Annotated in this window: 13 protein-coding genes and 1 pseudogene; 8 read left to right on the top strand and 6 right to left on the bottom strand. The window is 67.4% G+C overall.

Features of this window, described 5'->3' with window-relative positions; all coding sequences use genetic code 11:
* Positions 1 to 4 precede the first annotated feature (4 nt).
* The 4 genes and pseudogenes from treZ to ACOI2T_RS18700 all read right to left on the bottom strand — a co-directional run bounded on the left by treZ (position 5) and on the right by ACOI2T_RS18700 (position 8,319).
* Positions 5 to 1,747: a malto-oligosyltrehalose trehalohydrolase gene (gene treZ / locus ACOI2T_RS18715; RefSeq protein ID WP_409504835.1), complete on the bottom strand. Its 1,743-nt coding sequence runs from the start codon at positions 1,745 to 1,747 to the stop codon at positions 5 to 7.
* Positions 1,744 to 4,009: pseudogene (gene treY, locus ACOI2T_RS18710) on the bottom strand (malto-oligosyltrehalose synthase). The gene treZ and the pseudogene treY overlap by 4 nt, the downstream one beginning before the upstream one ends.
* Positions 4,010 to 4,012: 3 nt before the next feature.
* Positions 4,013 to 6,163, bottom strand: a complete 2,151-nt coding sequence (gene glgX, locus ACOI2T_RS18705) for a glycogen debranching protein GlgX (protein WP_409504837.1) — start codon at positions 6,161 to 6,163, stop codon at positions 4,013 to 4,015.
* On the bottom strand, positions 6,160 to 8,319 hold the full coding sequence (locus ACOI2T_RS18700; protein ID WP_409504838.1) for an acetyltransferase SucT: 2,160 nt from the start codon (positions 8,317 to 8,319) through the stop codon (positions 6,160 to 6,162). The genes glgX and ACOI2T_RS18700 overlap by 4 nt, the downstream gene beginning before the upstream one ends.
* 91 nt (positions 8,320 to 8,410) lie before the next feature.
* Between ACOI2T_RS18700 and ACOI2T_RS18695 the strand changes: the two genes are divergently transcribed.
* From ACOI2T_RS18695 to ACOI2T_RS18675, 5 genes are all read left to right on the top strand, one after another.
* On the top strand, positions 8,411 to 9,709 hold the full coding sequence (locus ACOI2T_RS18695; protein ID WP_409504839.1) for an adenosylmethionine--8-amino-7-oxononanoate transaminase: 1,299 nt from the start codon (positions 8,411 to 8,413) through the stop codon (positions 9,707 to 9,709).
* Between the two features lie 70 nt (positions 9,710 to 9,779).
* Positions 9,780 to 10,946, top strand: coding sequence for an 8-amino-7-oxononanoate synthase (locus ACOI2T_RS18690; RefSeq protein ID WP_409504840.1), 1,167 nt, complete (start codon positions 9,780 to 9,782; stop codon positions 10,944 to 10,946).
* Positions 10,943 to 11,620, top strand: coding sequence for a dethiobiotin synthase (bioD, locus tag ACOI2T_RS18685; protein WP_409504841.1), 678 nt, complete (start codon positions 10,943 to 10,945; stop codon positions 11,618 to 11,620). The genes ACOI2T_RS18690 and bioD overlap by 4 nt, the downstream gene beginning before the upstream one ends.
* Complete coding sequence (locus ACOI2T_RS18680; RefSeq protein WP_421874017.1) at positions 11,621 to 12,127, top strand: 2'-5' RNA ligase family protein; 507 nt, start codon at positions 11,621 to 11,623, stop codon at positions 12,125 to 12,127.
* 13 nt (positions 12,128 to 12,140) lie between these two features.
* Positions 12,141 to 12,896: a maleylpyruvate isomerase family mycothiol-dependent enzyme gene (locus ACOI2T_RS18675; protein WP_409504843.1), complete on the top strand. Its 756-nt coding sequence runs from the start codon at positions 12,141 to 12,143 to the stop codon at positions 12,894 to 12,896.
* Between the two features lie 12 nt (positions 12,897 to 12,908).
* Here the strand turns inward: ACOI2T_RS18675 and ACOI2T_RS18670 are convergent, their stop codons facing one another.
* The gene (locus ACOI2T_RS18670; protein WP_409504844.1) at positions 12,909 to 13,514 is read right to left on the bottom strand and encodes a TetR family transcriptional regulator; all 606 of its coding nucleotides are present in this window, start codon (positions 13,512 to 13,514) and stop codon (positions 12,909 to 12,911) included.
* Positions 13,515 to 13,594: 80 nt separating this feature from the next.
* On the opposite strand from ACOI2T_RS18670, the gene bioB reads away from it, so the two are divergent.
* The 3 genes from bioB to ACOI2T_RS18655 all read left to right on the top strand — a co-directional run bounded on the left by bioB (position 13,595) and on the right by ACOI2T_RS18655 (position 15,519).
* A complete protein-coding gene (gene bioB / locus ACOI2T_RS18665; RefSeq protein ID WP_067845458.1) occupies positions 13,595 to 14,602 on the top strand; it encodes a biotin synthase BioB in 1,008 nt (335 codons plus the stop codon).
* Between the two features lie 12 nt (positions 14,603 to 14,614).
* Complete coding sequence (bsaP, locus tag ACOI2T_RS18660; RefSeq protein WP_067845884.1) at positions 14,615 to 14,851, top strand: biotin synthase auxiliary protein BsaP; 237 nt, start codon at positions 14,615 to 14,617, stop codon at positions 14,849 to 14,851.
* An 86-nt stretch (positions 14,852 to 14,937) separates the two neighbouring features.
* A complete protein-coding gene (locus tag ACOI2T_RS18655) occupies positions 14,938 to 15,519 on the top strand; it encodes a DUF2567 domain-containing protein (RefSeq protein ID WP_110775163.1) in 582 nt (193 codons plus the stop codon).
* Here ACOI2T_RS18655 and ACOI2T_RS18650 read toward each other — a convergent pair.
* Positions 15,500 to 15,895, bottom strand: a complete 396-nt coding sequence (locus ACOI2T_RS18650; protein ID WP_085145588.1) for a VOC family protein — start codon at positions 15,893 to 15,895, stop codon at positions 15,500 to 15,502. The two genes, ACOI2T_RS18655 and ACOI2T_RS18650, sit on opposite strands and share 20 nt — an antisense overlap.
* Between the last annotated feature and the right edge of the window lie 36 nt (positions 15,896 to 15,931).

Below are 15,931 nucleotides of genomic sequence, written 5' to 3'. Positions count from 1 at the left end.
CCGCTCAGTCGGTCGACAACGGGTTGACCGTTCGCAGAATCGCGAAACTGTGCCCGCCGAGTACCGTCATCCCCGATTCCGTACCGGGTTCGTCCCACGCCAGCACCACCTCGCCGGTGACCGGGATCTTGACGGCCTCGGCGCCGAGGTTGCACGCGATCGACAGGGCGCCGCGCTGCATGACGATCCAGCGCTGTGCCTCGTCGAACTCGATCCGCATGTGATCGAGCCACGGGTCGGCCAGATCGGGCTCGGTCTTGCGAAGGGCGATCAGGCGGCGGTAGATGGTGTGCAACCTGCCGTGCTCGCCCTCGCCGACCTCGTCCCAGTTCAGCTTGGACCGTTGGAATGTCGCCGGATCCTGCGGGTCGGGTATCTCGTCGGCATCCCAGCCGTGTTCGGCGAACTCGGCCTTGCGGCCCTCGGCGGTCGCGCGGGCCAGCTCCGGTTCGGGGTGGGAGCTGAAGAACTGGAACGGCGACGACGAACCCCACTCCTCGCCCATGAAAAGCATGGCGGTGTAAGGCGATCCGAGTGCCAACGCGGCTTTGACGGCGAGCTGGCCGAAGGTCAGTCGCTGGGACGGGCGGTCGCCGACCGCGCGGTTGCCCACTTGGTCGTGGGTGAGGGTGTAGGCAAGCAGCCGGGTGGCCGGGATGGTGGTGGTGTCGAGTGGGCGCCCGTGTCTGCGGTGCCGGAACGACGAATACGTCCCGGCGTGGAAGTAGCCGTTCTTGAGCGTGGTCGCCAACGTCTGCAGTGAGCCGAAATCGGCGTAATAACCTTGCCGTTCACCCGATACCGCGGTGTGGATGGCGTGGTGGATGTCGTCGTCCCACTGCGCGGTCAAGCCGTATCCGCCGCGGTCGCGCGGCGTGATCAGGCGGGGATCGTTGAGATCGCTCTCCGCGATCAGGGACAGGGGCCTGCCGAGTTGCTCGGCGAGCGTGTCGGTTTCGGCGGACAGTTCTTCGAGGATGTGGATCGCGGTGTTGTCCATCAGGGCATGCACGGCGTCCAATCGCAGTCCGTCGGCGTGGAAGTCGCGCATCCAGCGCAACGCGCACTCGATGATGTAGGTGCGTACCTCGTCGGCGTCGGCATCGGACAGGTTGATCGAGCTTCCCCACGGATTCTCACCGGCGGAGAAGTAGGGGCCGAATCGCGGCAGGTAGTTGCCCGAGGGGCCCAGATGGTTGAACACCGCGTCGATGAGGACGCCGAGTCCGCGGGCATGGCACGCGTCGATCAACCTGACGAGTCCGTCCGGGCCGCCGTACGGTTCGTGCACCGCGTACCACAGCACCCCGTCGTAGCCCCAGCCGTGCGTTCCGCTGAAGGCGTTGACGGGCATCAACTCGACGAAGTCGACGCCCAGATCCACCAGGTAGTCCAGCTTTTCGATCGCGGAGTCGAACGTGCCCGCCGGAGTGAACGTGCCGGTGTGCAGTTCGTAGATCACCGCACCCGCGATGGACTTACCCGTCCACCCCGTGTCGGTCCAGGCGGCCGGAGCGGGCTGCCACAGTTGGGAGCGTTCATGAACGCCGTCGGGCTGGCGTGGTGAGCGCGGGTCGGGCAGCACCTTCGGATCGTCGTCGAGGACGAATCCGTACCGGGCGTCGTCGCGGCAGGCCACCTCGGCGCGCCACCACCCGTCGTCCGACCGGGTCATTTCGTACACGGTGCCGTCGACGTCGAGCCGGACGTTGCGCGGGTTCGGCGCCCACACGGCGAATTCGGTCATGGTTCGCGCTCCAGCAGTGCGACCGGCAGGTTCGCGAACAGGTCGGCCGCGAGTACCGTTCCCGTCCACCGTTGCCCGCTGAGGCGGTCCAGCCAATCTCCGTCAGGAAGAGTCAAACCCGTGTCGCCCCAGCCGGTTTCGGCCAATCCGACGGTCCACCGGCTGACAGCCACGACGACGTCGGCGCCGCGCTGGTAGGACACCAGATGCGGCGCTGCCGTACCGGCGGCCTGCAACGGCGTGTACCCGGCGGAGCGGAAGATGTCGGGCCGTTCGCGGCGGAGCCGCAGCGCGGCGCTGGTCACCCGGATCTTGGGATCGGTGAACTCCTGCAGTGCGATACGGCGGGCGGCGTAGTCGACCGGACGACGATTGTCCGGGTCGACAAGACTGTCCTCGGCCAGTTCGGTGCCCTGGTAGACATCCGGGATGCCCGGAGCGGTCAGTTGGATGAGCTTCTGCGCCAGGCTGTCACTGCGCGCGTGCTCGTCGAGTTGGGCGACGAGTTCGGTCAACCCGGCGGCGACCGGTCCGTCGAGCACCGAGTCCAGCCAGCGGTGAATCTCGTCCTCGAATGCCGAATCGGGGTCGTGCCATGACGTTTCGGTGGCAGCTTCGCGCATCGCCTTCTCGGCGTAGGAGTGCAGCCTGGCACGCAGCTCGGTGGTGACCTTGCCATCGGCCGGCCACACCCCGAAGATGTTCTGCCACAAGAACAACGCGGTCGCGGCATCCGGCGGGGGAGCGAGCGCGGTCCACTGGTCGATCAACTCCGACCACAGCGTCGGGACCTGGGACAGCACGCCGATGCGGGCGCGGACGTCCTCACCGCGCTTGGTGTCGTGAGTGGTCAGCGTCGTCATCGCGGTCGGCCACATGGCCGCGCGGGTGGCGGCCCGCTGATGGAACTCGGCTGCGGTGACGCCGAATCGTTCGAGCTCACCGCCAACCTCGTTGAGCGACACCAACCGGGCATCCCGGTAGAACAGGCAATCTTCGATCGCTTTCGCGGTCGCTGCGCCGCACAATTGGTTGAACCGTGCCGACGCTTCGGCGCTCGTCGACAGTTCGACCGCGATGGCGGTCAGTGACTCGGCGAGTTCCGGTGCCGCCGAGCCGGTTTCCGCGAGTGCGACCGGAAGGACGGCCGACAGTGCCGGATAGTCGGACCGGTACACGCCGATGCGGCCGACGAGCGTGGCGATGGCCTGCGCGAGCGCAGGGTCGTCGTCGGCGGTCTTACCCGAGATGAAGCCGGCACAGCCGATTCAGTTCGCTCCGCAGGGTGTTGGTGACCGCAGTCGTCTTGAGCTGCTGTTCGGACCCGGGATCGAGGTCGGCGCACAGCTCCGTCAGCGCGGGTGCTCCGCTGGGATCGACGAGCAGGCCACCGATTTCACGGAGGGCGTCGTATCCCGTGGTGCCCGCGATCGGCAGTGCGGGATCCAGGGCTTCGTCGGTCGCCAGGATTTTCTCGGCGACGATCCACGCGGACGGGCCTACCAGATCACGCAACCACGTGAGATATCCGGCCGGATCGGTCAAACCGTCGGGATGGTCGATGCGCAGGCCGTCGACCAGTCCTTCGTCGAACCAGCGTTTGACCTCGACGTGGGTCGCGTCGAACACGGCCCGGTCTTCCTGGCGGAGCGCTGCCAGTGAGGTGATCGAGAAGAACCGGCGATATCCGCACACGCCGTGTCGCCATCCGATCAACCGGTAGTGCTGGCGGTCATGCACCTGTTCCCCGGTGCCCGAACCCGTTCCCGGGGCGATCGGCAAGGTCAGATCGCCCAACCGCAGGACGTCGCCGTCCACGGCGAGATCGGCGACATCGTCGTCGGAACCCAGGATGGGCAGCACGATTCGGCCGTTGTCGAGGTTCCAGTCGATATCAAAGAAGGAGCAGTAGGCCGACTCCCGACCATGGGTGAGCAGGTCCCACCACCAGCGGTTCTGCCGCGCATCGGCGACGCCGACGTGGTTGGGCACGATGTCGACGATCAGGCCGATGTTCCTCTTGTGCGCGGCCTCGGAGAGTCGGCGCAGTCCGTCCGGCCCGCCGAGCGCGGCCGAGACCGTCGTGGGGTCCGTGACGTCATAGCCGTGGGTGGAACCGTCGGCGGCGGTCAGGATGGGCGACAGGTACACATGCGATACGCCGAGCTCGTCGAGATAGTCGAGCAGATTCACGGCGTCGTCGAATGTGCAACAGTCCCCACGCATCTGTAGGCGATACGTGGAGAGCACCGGGCGCGTCATCGGTCAGGCCGTCTTACGCAGCACGAGAAGTGACCGGGCCTGCAGTGAGATCTTGTCCCCGGCTGCCACGACCAGATCCGAATCACCGGTCGGGTCTGCGGTGTCGAGATCGGCGGTCCACTCCGCGGCATAGTCGCCGTTCGGCGTGATGAAGTCCTGTGCGTGGTCATTGGCGTTGAAACACAACAGGAACGAGTCGTCGACCACGCGTTCGCCGCGGGCGTTCGGAGCTTCGATGGCGTCGCCGTTGAGGAACACCGCGACGCAGGTGCCCAGGCCCGTACCCCAGTCCTCGGGCGTCATCTCGGTACCGGACGGCGTCAACCATGCGATGTCGCGCACCTGGTCTCCGCTGCGGATCGGCTTGCCCTCGAAGAACCGGCGGCGCCGGAACACCGGGTGTCGCTTGCGGAATTCGACCACCTTGCGGGTGAACGCCAGATGGTCGGCGTTGGTCTCACACAGCGACCAGTCCATCCACGAGATCTCCGAGTCCTGGCAGTACACGTTGTTGTTGCCCAGCTGGGTTCGGCCGATCTCGTCGCCGTGCGCGAGCATCGGCGTGCCCTGCGACAGCATCAGCGTGCCGATGATGTTGCGCATCTGTTTGCCGCGCAGCGCGAGGATGTCGGGGTCGTCGGTCGGCCCCTCCACACCGCAGTTCCAGGAGCGGTTGTGGCTTTCGCCGTCGCGGTTGTCCTCGCCGTTGGCCTCGTTGTGCTTCTCGTTGTACGACACCAGATCGTTGAGCGTGAAGCCGTCGTGGCAAGTGACGAAGTTGATGCTCGCACTCGGGCGCCGGCCCGTCGCCTCGTAGAGGTCCGACGATCCGGTCAGCCGGGATGCGAATTCGCCCAGGGTTGCGGGTTCCCCCCGCCAGTAATCGCGCACAGTGTCGCGATATTTCCCGTTCCACTCGGTCCACAAACCTGGGAAGTTGCCGACCTGGTAGCCGCCCTCGCCGACATCCCACGGTTCGGCGATCAATTTCACCTGGCTGACCACCGGATCCTGCTGCACCAGATCGAAGAATGCCGACAGCCGGTCGACGTCGTAGAACTCGCGCGCCAGGGTCGAGGCGAGGTCGAACCGGAACCCGTCGACGTGCATCTCGAGCACCCAGTACCGCAGCGAGTCCATGATGAGTTGCAGGGTGTGCGGGTGGCGCGCGTTGAGGCTGTTTCCGGTGCCGGTGAAGTCCTTGTAGAACTCCGGCTGGCCGTCGAGCAGCCGGTAGTAGGCGGCGTTGTCGATGCCACGGAAGTTGATCGTCGGGCCGAGGTGATTGCCTTCGGCGGTGTGGTTGTAGACGACGTCGAGGATGACCTCGATACCCGCGTCGTGGAACGCTTTGACCATGGTCTTGAACTCGGCGACCGCACCGCCGGCGTGCCGGTTGGCCGCGTACTGGAAGTGCGGTGCAAAAAACCCAACGGTGTTGTAGCCCCAGTAGTTTCGCAGCCCCAGGTCCAGCAGCCGGTGATCGTGCATGAATTGGTGTACGGGCATCAGTTCGATCGCGGTGACGTTGAGCGATTTGAGGTGCTCGATGATCACCGGGTGAGACAGGCCCGCATAGGTGCCGCGCAGTTCCTCGGGAATCCCGGGGTGCGTCTGGGTCATCCCCTTGACGTGCGCCTCGTAGATGACGGTGTCGTGGTAGGGCGTCTTCGGGGCGCGATCGGAACCCCACTGGAAGAACGGGTTGATGACCACGCTCGTCATGGTGTGACCGAGTGAATCGACCCCTGGCGGGGTGCCGGTGCCGGCCGGTTCGGCGGTCAAGTCGTAGGAGAACAGCGCCTGACAGAAGTCGAAATCACCGTGGAACGATTTGCCGTACGGGTCGAGCAGTAGCTTGCTCGGATCGCAGCGGTGGCCGGCACCCGGATCCCACGGGCCGTACACGCGAAAGCCGTAACGCTGGCCCGGCGTGACCGTCGGCAGATAGGCGTGCCAGACGTATCCGTCGACCTCGTCGAGGTTGATGCGCTCCTCGGAGCCGTCCTTGGCGATCAGACACAACTCGACGCGCTCGGCGACCTCGGAGAACAGCGAGAAGTTGGTACCCGCCCCGTCATAGGTGGCGCCGAGCGGGTATGCCTCGCCCGGCCACACCGTCGACATGGGCTCGGGTAGGGAAGCCGACGTCATGGCTGCGTCCACCACCCGGTGGCTGCTGCCATCTGGCGACCCAGTTCATTGGTCATGGTGCGCATATAGGTCGTCGAGAGATGGTGAGAATCGTGGTACAGCAACACATTTCCCTCCACCACACGGCAATAGTCCTTACGGCACACCGCATCGCTCATGTCGAGCGGCTTGAGCAACGGGAACCGCCCGACGAAATCCAGTGTGGGGTTGTGGTCGGAGAGTACCTTGGACCGCTCGATGCCGCAGGAGATGGCGTCGCCGCCGTTGGCCAGGCAGTCCGCCGGGAAATACGGCTCGCCGTTGCGCACGAGCCACGGGGTGTCCCGCATTGCGAGAATCGGAATGTTGTTCTGCGACAACGTCTCCCAAATCCCCACGTATGTGCCGGGCATCACATCGCCCGGCTTGATGTTCCACGGTCGCGTCGAGGTGGTGAACACGAAGTCCGGGTGGTCGGCGATGAGTTTCGCCATCACGCGCTGATTCCACTCACGGCACTTGGGGTAGGGCCTGTTGTCGCCCATCACGAGCGGGTTTTCCTCGGTGGTCAGCGGGCAACCCATCTTGAGGTAGGTGACCACCTTGAAGTTGTGCAACCGGCCGAGCAGGTCGAGCGCGGTGATCCAGTGTTCGGCATGCGAGCCGCCGGCAAGGGCGATGGTGCGGGCCGCATTCTTGTCACCGTAGGTGCAGTTGATGACACCGATGTTGTTGAAGTCGCTGATGCAGCCGTCGTTCGTGGAGGCCGGCAGGTCGTTCTTGGCCTCGAGCACCGTCGGTCGCATCGGCAACTTCGGCACGCGCACGTTGTTGAGCAACGCCCGGGCGCCCGGATAGTCGCGCGCGGACAGGCCCGACAGTTCCTTGCCGTTCGCGCGCTGCACGGTGACGTGTTCGCGCCAGGTGAACGACGTGGCGGTGAGCGCCACACCGAGCAGCGCGACGATCGAGCCGAGCACGATCGTCGGGCGGCGCAGGCGCGCCCGCAGCGGGATCGCGGGCGCGGGCGCCTTCGCGGTCTGTGCGCGTAGTGGCTCTTCGATGTAGCGGGTGGTGAGCCAGGCCAGCACACCCGAGACGAGCAGCACGATCGTGCCTTCGAGGAAATTGGCGTGCGTATGGCCCGAATACGACAACCAGAAGATCAGCAGCGGCCAGTGCCACAGGTAGAGCGAGTAGGCCATCGCGCCGAGGGACACGAACGGTTTCGTCGCGAGCATCCGGTTGGGAGCGGGCAGCCGGTCGTTGTCCGAGCGGTTGGCGGCCGACAGGATGAACAGCACCGTGGCGCCCACCGGAACGAGCGTCCATGGGCCGGGAAAATCTTTGACGCCGTCGATGAACGCGCCGCACGACACGATCGCGGCCAGCGACACGACGGCGATCACCGTCCGCAGCCACATCGGCCACCGCACGAAACCGACGACGGCGCCGGCGAGCGCACCGAGCAGCAGTTCCCAGGCGCGCGCGAAGCTGTTGTAGTACGCGGTCGCCTGGTCGGTGTTGTGCGCGATGATCGCGTACACGAACGACGCGATCGTCAGCGCGGTCAGCACGACGATGAATGCCGTCCGAAGGTGCCGCCCGAACAGCCGGCGGCACAGGAAGGCGAACCCGAAGATCAGCGCGAGGAACGCGATGTAGAACTGTCCCTGGACCGACATCGACCAGATGTGCTGGAGCGGACTGACTGCCTCACCGGCGCGAAGGTAGTCGGCAGCGGTGTTCGCCAGCTCCCAGTTCTGGTAGTAGCCGAGGCTTGCCAGGCTTTGGTCAGCAAACGCCTCCCAGCGAGTTTCCGGCTGGATGAGAATCGTCAGAACCGCCGATGCCGCGAGCACGACCACCAATGCGGGCAGCAGTCGCCGCACGAGCCTGACGACCTCCGACATCGGCCAGAGCGAAGCCCCAGGCGTCAGTGCGGTCCGCAGGATCTTGCCGCCGAAGAAGAACCCCGACAACGCCAGGAAAACATCGACACCACCGGAAACCCGGCCGAACCAAACGTGAAACACCGCGACGAGCGCGATGGCGATACCGCGAAGACCGTCGAGATCGTGTCGGTAGAAACCCGACTTCCGGGTGCCCATGGACGCGGGGGTGGCGCGCGATGTTTCGCTGACAGGCGCCGGCCGGGCGGGGGCAAGGGTCATCATGATCGAGGTCAATTTACCTAAGAACAGCCTGCCGCTCATATTTCGGATGCCTGCACCAAACTGTGTGAGCAAAGGGATAGGCTCCCGGTCTGTGGCCGACCTGACCCCGGCGCAGATCAGTGCCATCGACAGCGCACATATCTGGCACCCCTACAGCACCATCGGCGCGGAGGCGTTGCCGCCGGTGGTGGCGGTCGGGGCGAAGGGCGCCTGGCTGACGGTGATCGATCCCGACGACGGCCGGCCGATCGATGTGCTCGACGCGATGGCGTCGTGGTGGACTGCCGTGCACGGGCACGGTCATCCGGTTCTCGACGGCGCGATCAACCGTCAGATGGCCACCATGAACCACGTCATGTTCGGTGGTTTGACGCACGAACCGGCGGCGCGGTTGGCCCAGCTCTTGGTCGAGCTCACGCCCGCCGGTCTGGAGACCGTGTTCTTCAGTGACTCGGGATCGGTGTCGGTCGAGGTCGCGGTCAAGATGGCGCTGCAGTACTGGCGCAGTCTGGGGCGCGGCGGCAAGCATCGCCTGATGACGTGGCGCGGCGGCTATCACGGCGACACGTTCACGCCGATGAGTGTGTGCGATCCCGACGGCGGCATGCATTCGTTGTGGACCGACGTCCTGGTCGCTCAGGAGTTCGCACCGCCGGTGCCCGCCGAGTACGACCCGGCCTACATCGCGGCGTTCGAGCGGCAACTCGCCGAACACGCCGACGAACTCGCCGCGGTGATCGTCGAACCCGTCGTTCAGGGTGCCGGCGGGATGCGGTTTCACGATCCGCGATACCTGTCGGATCTGCGGGCGATCTGCGATCGCCACGACGTCCTGCTGATCTTCGACGAGATCGCCACGGGTTTCGGCCGCACCGGTGAGCTTTTCGCCGCCGAGCACGCCGGGGTCAGCCCGGACATCATGTGTGTCGGTAAGGCGCTGACCGGTGGCTACATCACGTTGGCGGCCACATTGTGCACGGGGCGGATCGCGCAGACGATCAGCTCGGGGCAGCCCGGGGCCCTCATGCACGGCCCGACGTTCATGGCCAACGCGCTGGCCTGCGCGGTGGGAGTGGCCGCGGTCGAGCTTCTGATCCACAGCGACTGGCGTACCCAGGTTCGTACCATCGAAGCGGGGCTGCGCGACGGTCTGGAACCGGCGCGGGAGTTGGCCGGAGTCGCCGATGTCCGGGTGCTGGGGGCGATCGGCGTCATCGAAATGGCCGAACCCGTCGACATGCGCGTCGCGACCGCGGCGGCGTTGCGGCACGGCGTCTGGCTACGACCTTTCCGCAACCTCGTCTACGCGATGCCGCCCTACATCTGCACGCCGGCCGAGGTCGAACAGATCACCGCCGCGATGGTCGGCGTCGCTCGTGCATTAACCTGAACGGTGTTCAATGGTCGGCCAGCGGACTGTTTCGCGCGGGCTGTCCGCATTCGGCACTGAGGAGCACCAGGTGACACGCACAGGTCTTTCTCCGCTGGCCTGGCTGGCCGACGTCGAACAACAGCGCCGCGAGGCGGGGCTGCGACGTGAACTTCGGACGCGCCCGCCGGTCGGTGCGGAGCTGGATCTGGCATCCAACGACTACCTGGGGTTGTCCCAGCATCCCGATGTGCTCGACGGCGGCGTCGAGGCGCTGCGGGTCTGGGGTGCGGGCGCAGGCGGTTCTCGACTCGTCACGGGCAACACCGAGTTGCACGAGGGTTTCGAGACTGCGTTGGCGTCCTTTGTCGGGGCCGAATCGGCGCTGGTCTTCTCATCGGGCTACACCGCGAACCTCGGTGCCTTGGTCGCGTTGTCCGGTCCCGGGTCGCTCGTCGTTTCGGATGCGCTCAGCCATGCCTCGCTCGTCGACGCGTGCCGGCTGTCACGCGCCCGGGTGACGGTGGCCGCGCACCGCGATGTCGCCGCCGTCGAGGCGGCGCTCAGCGCACGCACCGAAGAACGCGCCGTGGTCGTGACGGAATCGGTGTTCAGCGCCGACGGGGTCCTCGCGCCGCTACGTGAGCTGCACACGGTGTGCCGGCGCCACGGGGCCTTGCTGCTCGTCGACGAGGCGCACGGTCTCGGTGTGCGCGGTCCCGGCGGGCAGGGCCTGCTCCACGAGGTCGGTCTGGCCGGAGCGCCCGACGTCGTGATGACGACGACGCTGTCAAAGGCGCTGGGCAGTCAGGGCGGGGTCGTGCTCGGTCCGGAGGCCGTGCGCGCACACCTCATCGACGCGGCGCGACCGTTCATCTTCGACACCGGGCTCGCGCCCGCCCCGGTCGGTGCGGCCTGGGCGGCACTGCGGGTGCTCATCGCCGAGCCGCAGCGGGCCCGGGCCGTGCTGGCCCATGCCGCCGAACTGGCCCGGATCGCAGGTGTGGCGGCGCAGCCCGACTCGGCGGTGGTGTCGGTGATCCTGGGGGAGCCCGAGGTCGCGGTGGCGGCGGCCGCGGCGTGTCTGGACCGCGGTGTCAGGGTCGGCTGTTTCCGTCCGCCGACCGTTCCCGCGGGAACCTCCCGGCTGCGATTGACTGCGCGGGCTTCGCTGTCGCGCGAGGAGATGGATCTCGCGGGGCGTGTGTTGACCGAAGTGCTTGCCACCGCGCGCGTGGCCGACGAGGAACCGATGTGACCGTCCTGGCGATAACCGGCACCGACACGGGTGTTGGTAAGACCGTGACGACCGCGGCGTTGGCGTGTGCAGCCCGACTCGCCGGTCTCGATGTCGCCGTGGGAAAGCCCGTGCAGACCGGGACGATCGACGGCGACGACGACCTCGGCGAGGTGCGCAGGCTGTCCGGGGTGACCGAATTGCACGGCGGCTGGCGCTATCCCGAACCGCTGGCTCCGGTGGCCGCCGCCGAGCGGGCCGGGCTGCCGCTGCCGACGCGTGCCGAGCTGGTCGCGGGGATCCGCGCGGTGGACGCTCCCGGGCGTCTGACGCTGGTGGAGGGCGCCGGGGGGCTTCTGGTGGAGCTGGGCGCCGACGGTGTCACGCTGCGCGATGTCGCGGCAGATCTCTCCGCGCCGGTCCTCGTGGTCGTCTCCCCGGGGCTGGGCACCCTCAACCACACCGCATTGACTTTGGAATCCCTCGCCGGGCAGAACATTCCGTGTGCCGGACTGGTGATCGGCGCATGGCCGGCCGACCCCGGCGTCGCCGAGCTCGGCAACCGCGAGGCGCTCGGCGAGCTGGCCCCGGTGCGTGCGGTGCTCCCCGCGGGGGCTGGGAGCATGAGCGCCGACGAGTTCACCGCGGTGAGTTCAGCGGCTTTCGACCGCTCATGGATCGAAAGCCTCACGTAGATGGTGCACTCGGTCGAGCTCGTCTTCGACGCGGACACCGAGGCCGCCGTGCGGCACATCTGGGACGGGCTGCGCGATGCCGGTATCCCGAGTCAGGCGCCAGGCCGGCCGCACGCGACGTTGACCGTCGCCCAGCACATCGACGCCGCCGCCGACGCGGTGCTGCGGCCGCTGACCGATCGATTTCCCATACCGTGCCAGTTGGGCGCCACGCTGATCTTCGGGCGGTCCGCGGCTGTGTTGGCCCGGCTGCTCGTGCCGTCGCCTGCCCTGCTCGACGTCCAGGCCGAGGTCTACCGGGCCTGCCTACCGCTCGTGTCGCCCGCCGCGCTGCCGCACACCGAGCCGGGGCAGTGGACGCCGCACGTCACGCTGGCCCGGCGGGTCGCGCCCGCCAAGCTCGCCACGGCGCTGCGCATCGCGGGTCGTCCGGCCGAGATCGTCGGAACCGTCGTGGGGTTGCGGCACTGGGACGGTGACAAGAAAGCAGAGCACCCGATCGGCTGACATCCTGGTTGGCATGGACCGGATTGGCATCATCCGCACCGAGGCGCAGCGCCTGGCCGACGTGCTGTCCGAAACGGACCCCGACGTGCGCTGCCCGACGTGCCCGGATTGGAATGCGGCCGACCTGCTGTGGCACCTCACCGAGGTGCACTATTTCTGGGCCGGGATACTGGCCCGCAACGTCTGCAGCGAAGCCGATCTCGCATCTGTCGAGCAATCCAAACCCGCCCGGCCCGAGACGGTCGCCGATCTCTTGGTGTTGCGGGAGAAGGCCACCGCAGCGCTGCTGAGGCAGCTAGAGGAACTCGGCGACGACGCCGTGCGCTGGTCGTGGTGGGAGCCCGATCAAACCGTCGGGTTCACCAGGCGCATGCAGACCTACGAGGCGACGATGCACCGAGTGGACGCGGAATTGGCCGCGGGCCTGCCGATCAGCGCGATCACGGCCGAGGTGGCGGCGGGCGCGGTGGACCACGCGGTCGACGTCATGTGGGGCTGGCAGCCCGCCGACACGACGCATGAGCCGCACGCCGTGGTCGAGTTCCTCGGCACCGACACCGGGCAGCGCTGGCTCGTCGAGGTCGGCCGAGCCGGCGACTGGCCGCGCGCGGTGCGGGCTCGCGACACCGCAACCCCCACCGCGACGGCCCGCGGCCCGGTTGCCGATCTGGCGCTGTGGACGTGGGGACGCGGTGGAGAAGTCGAACTGTCCGGGGCACCGGAATCGTTGACAGCACTGAGCGCGGTGGTGTCCAACGGCGTGCAGTGACGCGCCGCCAGGTCAGTCGAAGCTGCGCTCGATCACGTCGGCTTCGGTGCCGCCCTGCACGCCGAGACCGTCGACGAGCAGCCGCAGCCCGAACGCGAACTGCCGGTTGGTGTCACGGACGAACACGGATTGCTCGTCGGTGAGCGCGCCTGCGGCGTCCCACTGCAGCCGGGACTGTTCGTCGACGGTGAACCCCAGCACGTAGTAGATCACCGTGCGAGCGGCCAATTCGGCGTCGTCCACGGCCACACCGGCCTCGTGCGCGGCGTCGGTCAGCTGCGCGACGATGCCGGCAGCTGTTGCCGATTGGCCGGCCGCGAAGCTGGACGACACCAATTCCGCGCCGTCGGTGTGGGAGAGCAACGCGTCGCGCAGCGTCGTGCAGATCGCCTGAACCCGATCACGCCAGCCCAGTCCGGCGGCGTCGACACGCGCGGGTTGCAAGATATGGTCGGCCACCGCGCCGAGCAGTTCCTGTTTGTTGGCGAAGTGCCAGTACAACGCCCCGGGACTGACGCCGAGCTCACGCGCCAGGCGCCGCATCGTCAGATCGCCGACGCCGTAGTTGTCCAAGATGGCCGTCGCCGCTGCCACCACGTCGGGTTTGTGGAGTTGCACACCATTACCCTAACCTGAACGGTGTTCAAGGTCGGCACCGCCGACGAGTTCAACGTCGACGACCCGCAGGAGGAAAGCCGGTGACGCAGGCAACCGTAGATGTCTTGGGTGTGGCCCGCGAGCAGGTTCTGGAGCGCGGCGTAGGCCTCGACCAGGACCAGACGCTGCAGGTGCTGCAACTTCCCGACGATCGGCTCGACGAGCTGCTTTCGCTCGCGCACGAGGTCAGGATGAAGTGGTGCGGCCCCGACGTCGAGGTCGAGGGCATCATCAGCCTCAAGACCGGCGGCTGCCCCGAGGACTGCCACTTCTGTTCGCAGTCCGGGCTTTTCGCCTCGCCCGTGCGCAGCGCGTGGCTCGACATCCCGAGCCTGGTCGAGGCCGCCAAGCAGACCGCCAAGACCGGTGCCACGGAGTTCTGCATCGTGGCCGCGGTTCGTGGGCCCGACGAGCGGCTGCTCTCTCAGGTCGCCGCAGGCATCGAAGCCATCCGCAACGAGGTCGACATCCAGATCGCGTGTTCGCTCGGCATGCTCACCGAAGACCAGGTGCAGCGACTGTCGGACATGGGCGTGCACCGCTACAACCACAACCTGGAGACGGCCCGCTCGTTCTTCACCAATGTGGTGACCACGCACACCTGGGAGGAGCGCTGGGACACCCTGCGCATGGTCCGGGAAGCCGGTATGGAGGTCTGCTGCGGCGGCATCCTCGGCATGGGTGAGACGCTCGAGCAGCGGGCCGAGTTCGCGGCCAACCTCGCCGAGCTGGATCCGCACGAGGTCCCGCTGAACTTCCTCAACCCGCGCCCCGGCACGCCGTTCGGCGATCTCGAGGTGCTGCCGGCCTCGGAGGCGCTCAAGGCCGTGGCCGCGTTCCGGCTGGCGTTGCCCCGGACCATGCTGCGCTTCGCGGGCGGGCGTGAGATCACCCTCGGTGACCTCGGCGCCAAGCAAGGCATCCTCGGCGGCATCAACGCCGTCATCGTCGGGAACTACCTCACGACGCTCGGCCGTCCGGCCGAGGCTGACCTGGAGCTCCTCGACGATCTGCAGATGCCGATCAAGGCTCTCAACGCCAGCCTGTAGAACAGGGTGGTGATGATCGACGAATCTCCGGCGTTGCCCGCGCCCGTCGGCGCAGGCGTTTACAACGTCTACACCGGTGGCCCGGCGGGCAGCGCGCTGCCCACCACGGCCCAGCTCGGGCTGGAACCGCCGCGGTTCTGCGCCGAATGCGGCCGCCGGATGATCGTTCAGGTGCGGCCGGACGGTTGGTGGGCCAAGTGCTCCCGGCACGGTCAGGTGGATTCGACCGAACTCGAGACACAGCGGTGAGCGTCTCCAACGAGACCCAGAACGCGGCGGTCGCCGAACCCGCCGAGGTCACCGACGGCCCGCGTGTCTCGCGCCTTCGCGCGGTCATGATCGTCATCGCGGCCCTGGCGGTGGCCGGCGCGCTGCTCGGTGTGTTGTGGGCGTGGCTTGCGCCCGCGATTCACGGTGTGGTGGCGTTGACTCGCAGTGGCGAGCGGCTACGGGCCTACCTCGGCAGTGAATCCGATCATTTCTTCACCGCGGCGTTCATGTTCTCGGGCTTGCTCGTGGTGCTCGCCGTCGTGTCGGCAGTTGCGTTGTGGCAGTGGCGGGTTCACCGCGGGCCGGTGCTGGTCGGTGCGCTGGCCGCCGGCTGCGCCGCCGCGGCCGCAACGGCCGCCGGCGTCGGGGCTGTACTCGTGCACTGGCGTTACGGCACCGTCGACGTCGCCGCCGCGCCCGTGACACCCGAACATCGGGTGCATTACGTCGTCGAGGCGCCACCGGTGTTCTTCGGGCACACGCCGTTGCAGATCGCCGCGACCATCCTGTTCCCGGCGGCCATCGCGGCGCTCGTCTACGCGCTGCTGGCGGTGTCGACCCCGCGCGACGATCTGGGCGCGTGGCCGCCCGTCGAGACGCCGCCCTTCCCGGTGCTTCCGCCGCCGGTCACTCCGCAGGCGTCCTGACCGGCGCGGGCTCGAACAGCTCGATCGGGTTTCCGTCCGGATCGCTCAACTGGATCTGCCTGCCACCCGGGCCGACTTCGAGGTCGTTGCGGAATTCGATTCCGCGCCCGTGCAATTCGCCGATCGCGGAATCGAGGTCTTCGACTTCGAGCACGATCCGATTGAATCCGCCTGGAGTCTGAGTCTGACCGTCGGTCAGCGGACGGGCTCCCGAACTCCCCGGCCCACTCAGCCACAGCGTGAGTGAGCCGCTGGCGATCGCCGCGAATGCCGGTGCGGGCTGCCGCAGCAGTTCGAAGCCCAGATGCTGGGTGTAGAAGCCGACTGCCCGGTCGACATCGGCGACCAGGTAGCGGACTGCTCCGGTGCTGAACATGCCTGCAGCATCGAACCGATCGCCGGCCGGTGTATT

Origin of the sequence: Mycolicibacterium wolinskyi str. Jessa 2025 (genome assembly GCF_049241375.1) — a bacterium.
GTDB lineage: Bacteria > Actinomycetota > Actinomycetes > Mycobacteriales > Mycobacteriaceae > Mycobacterium > Mycobacterium wolinskyi.
Note: the sequence above shows the minus strand (reverse complement) of the source record. Positions and strands in the feature narration are given on the sequence as shown.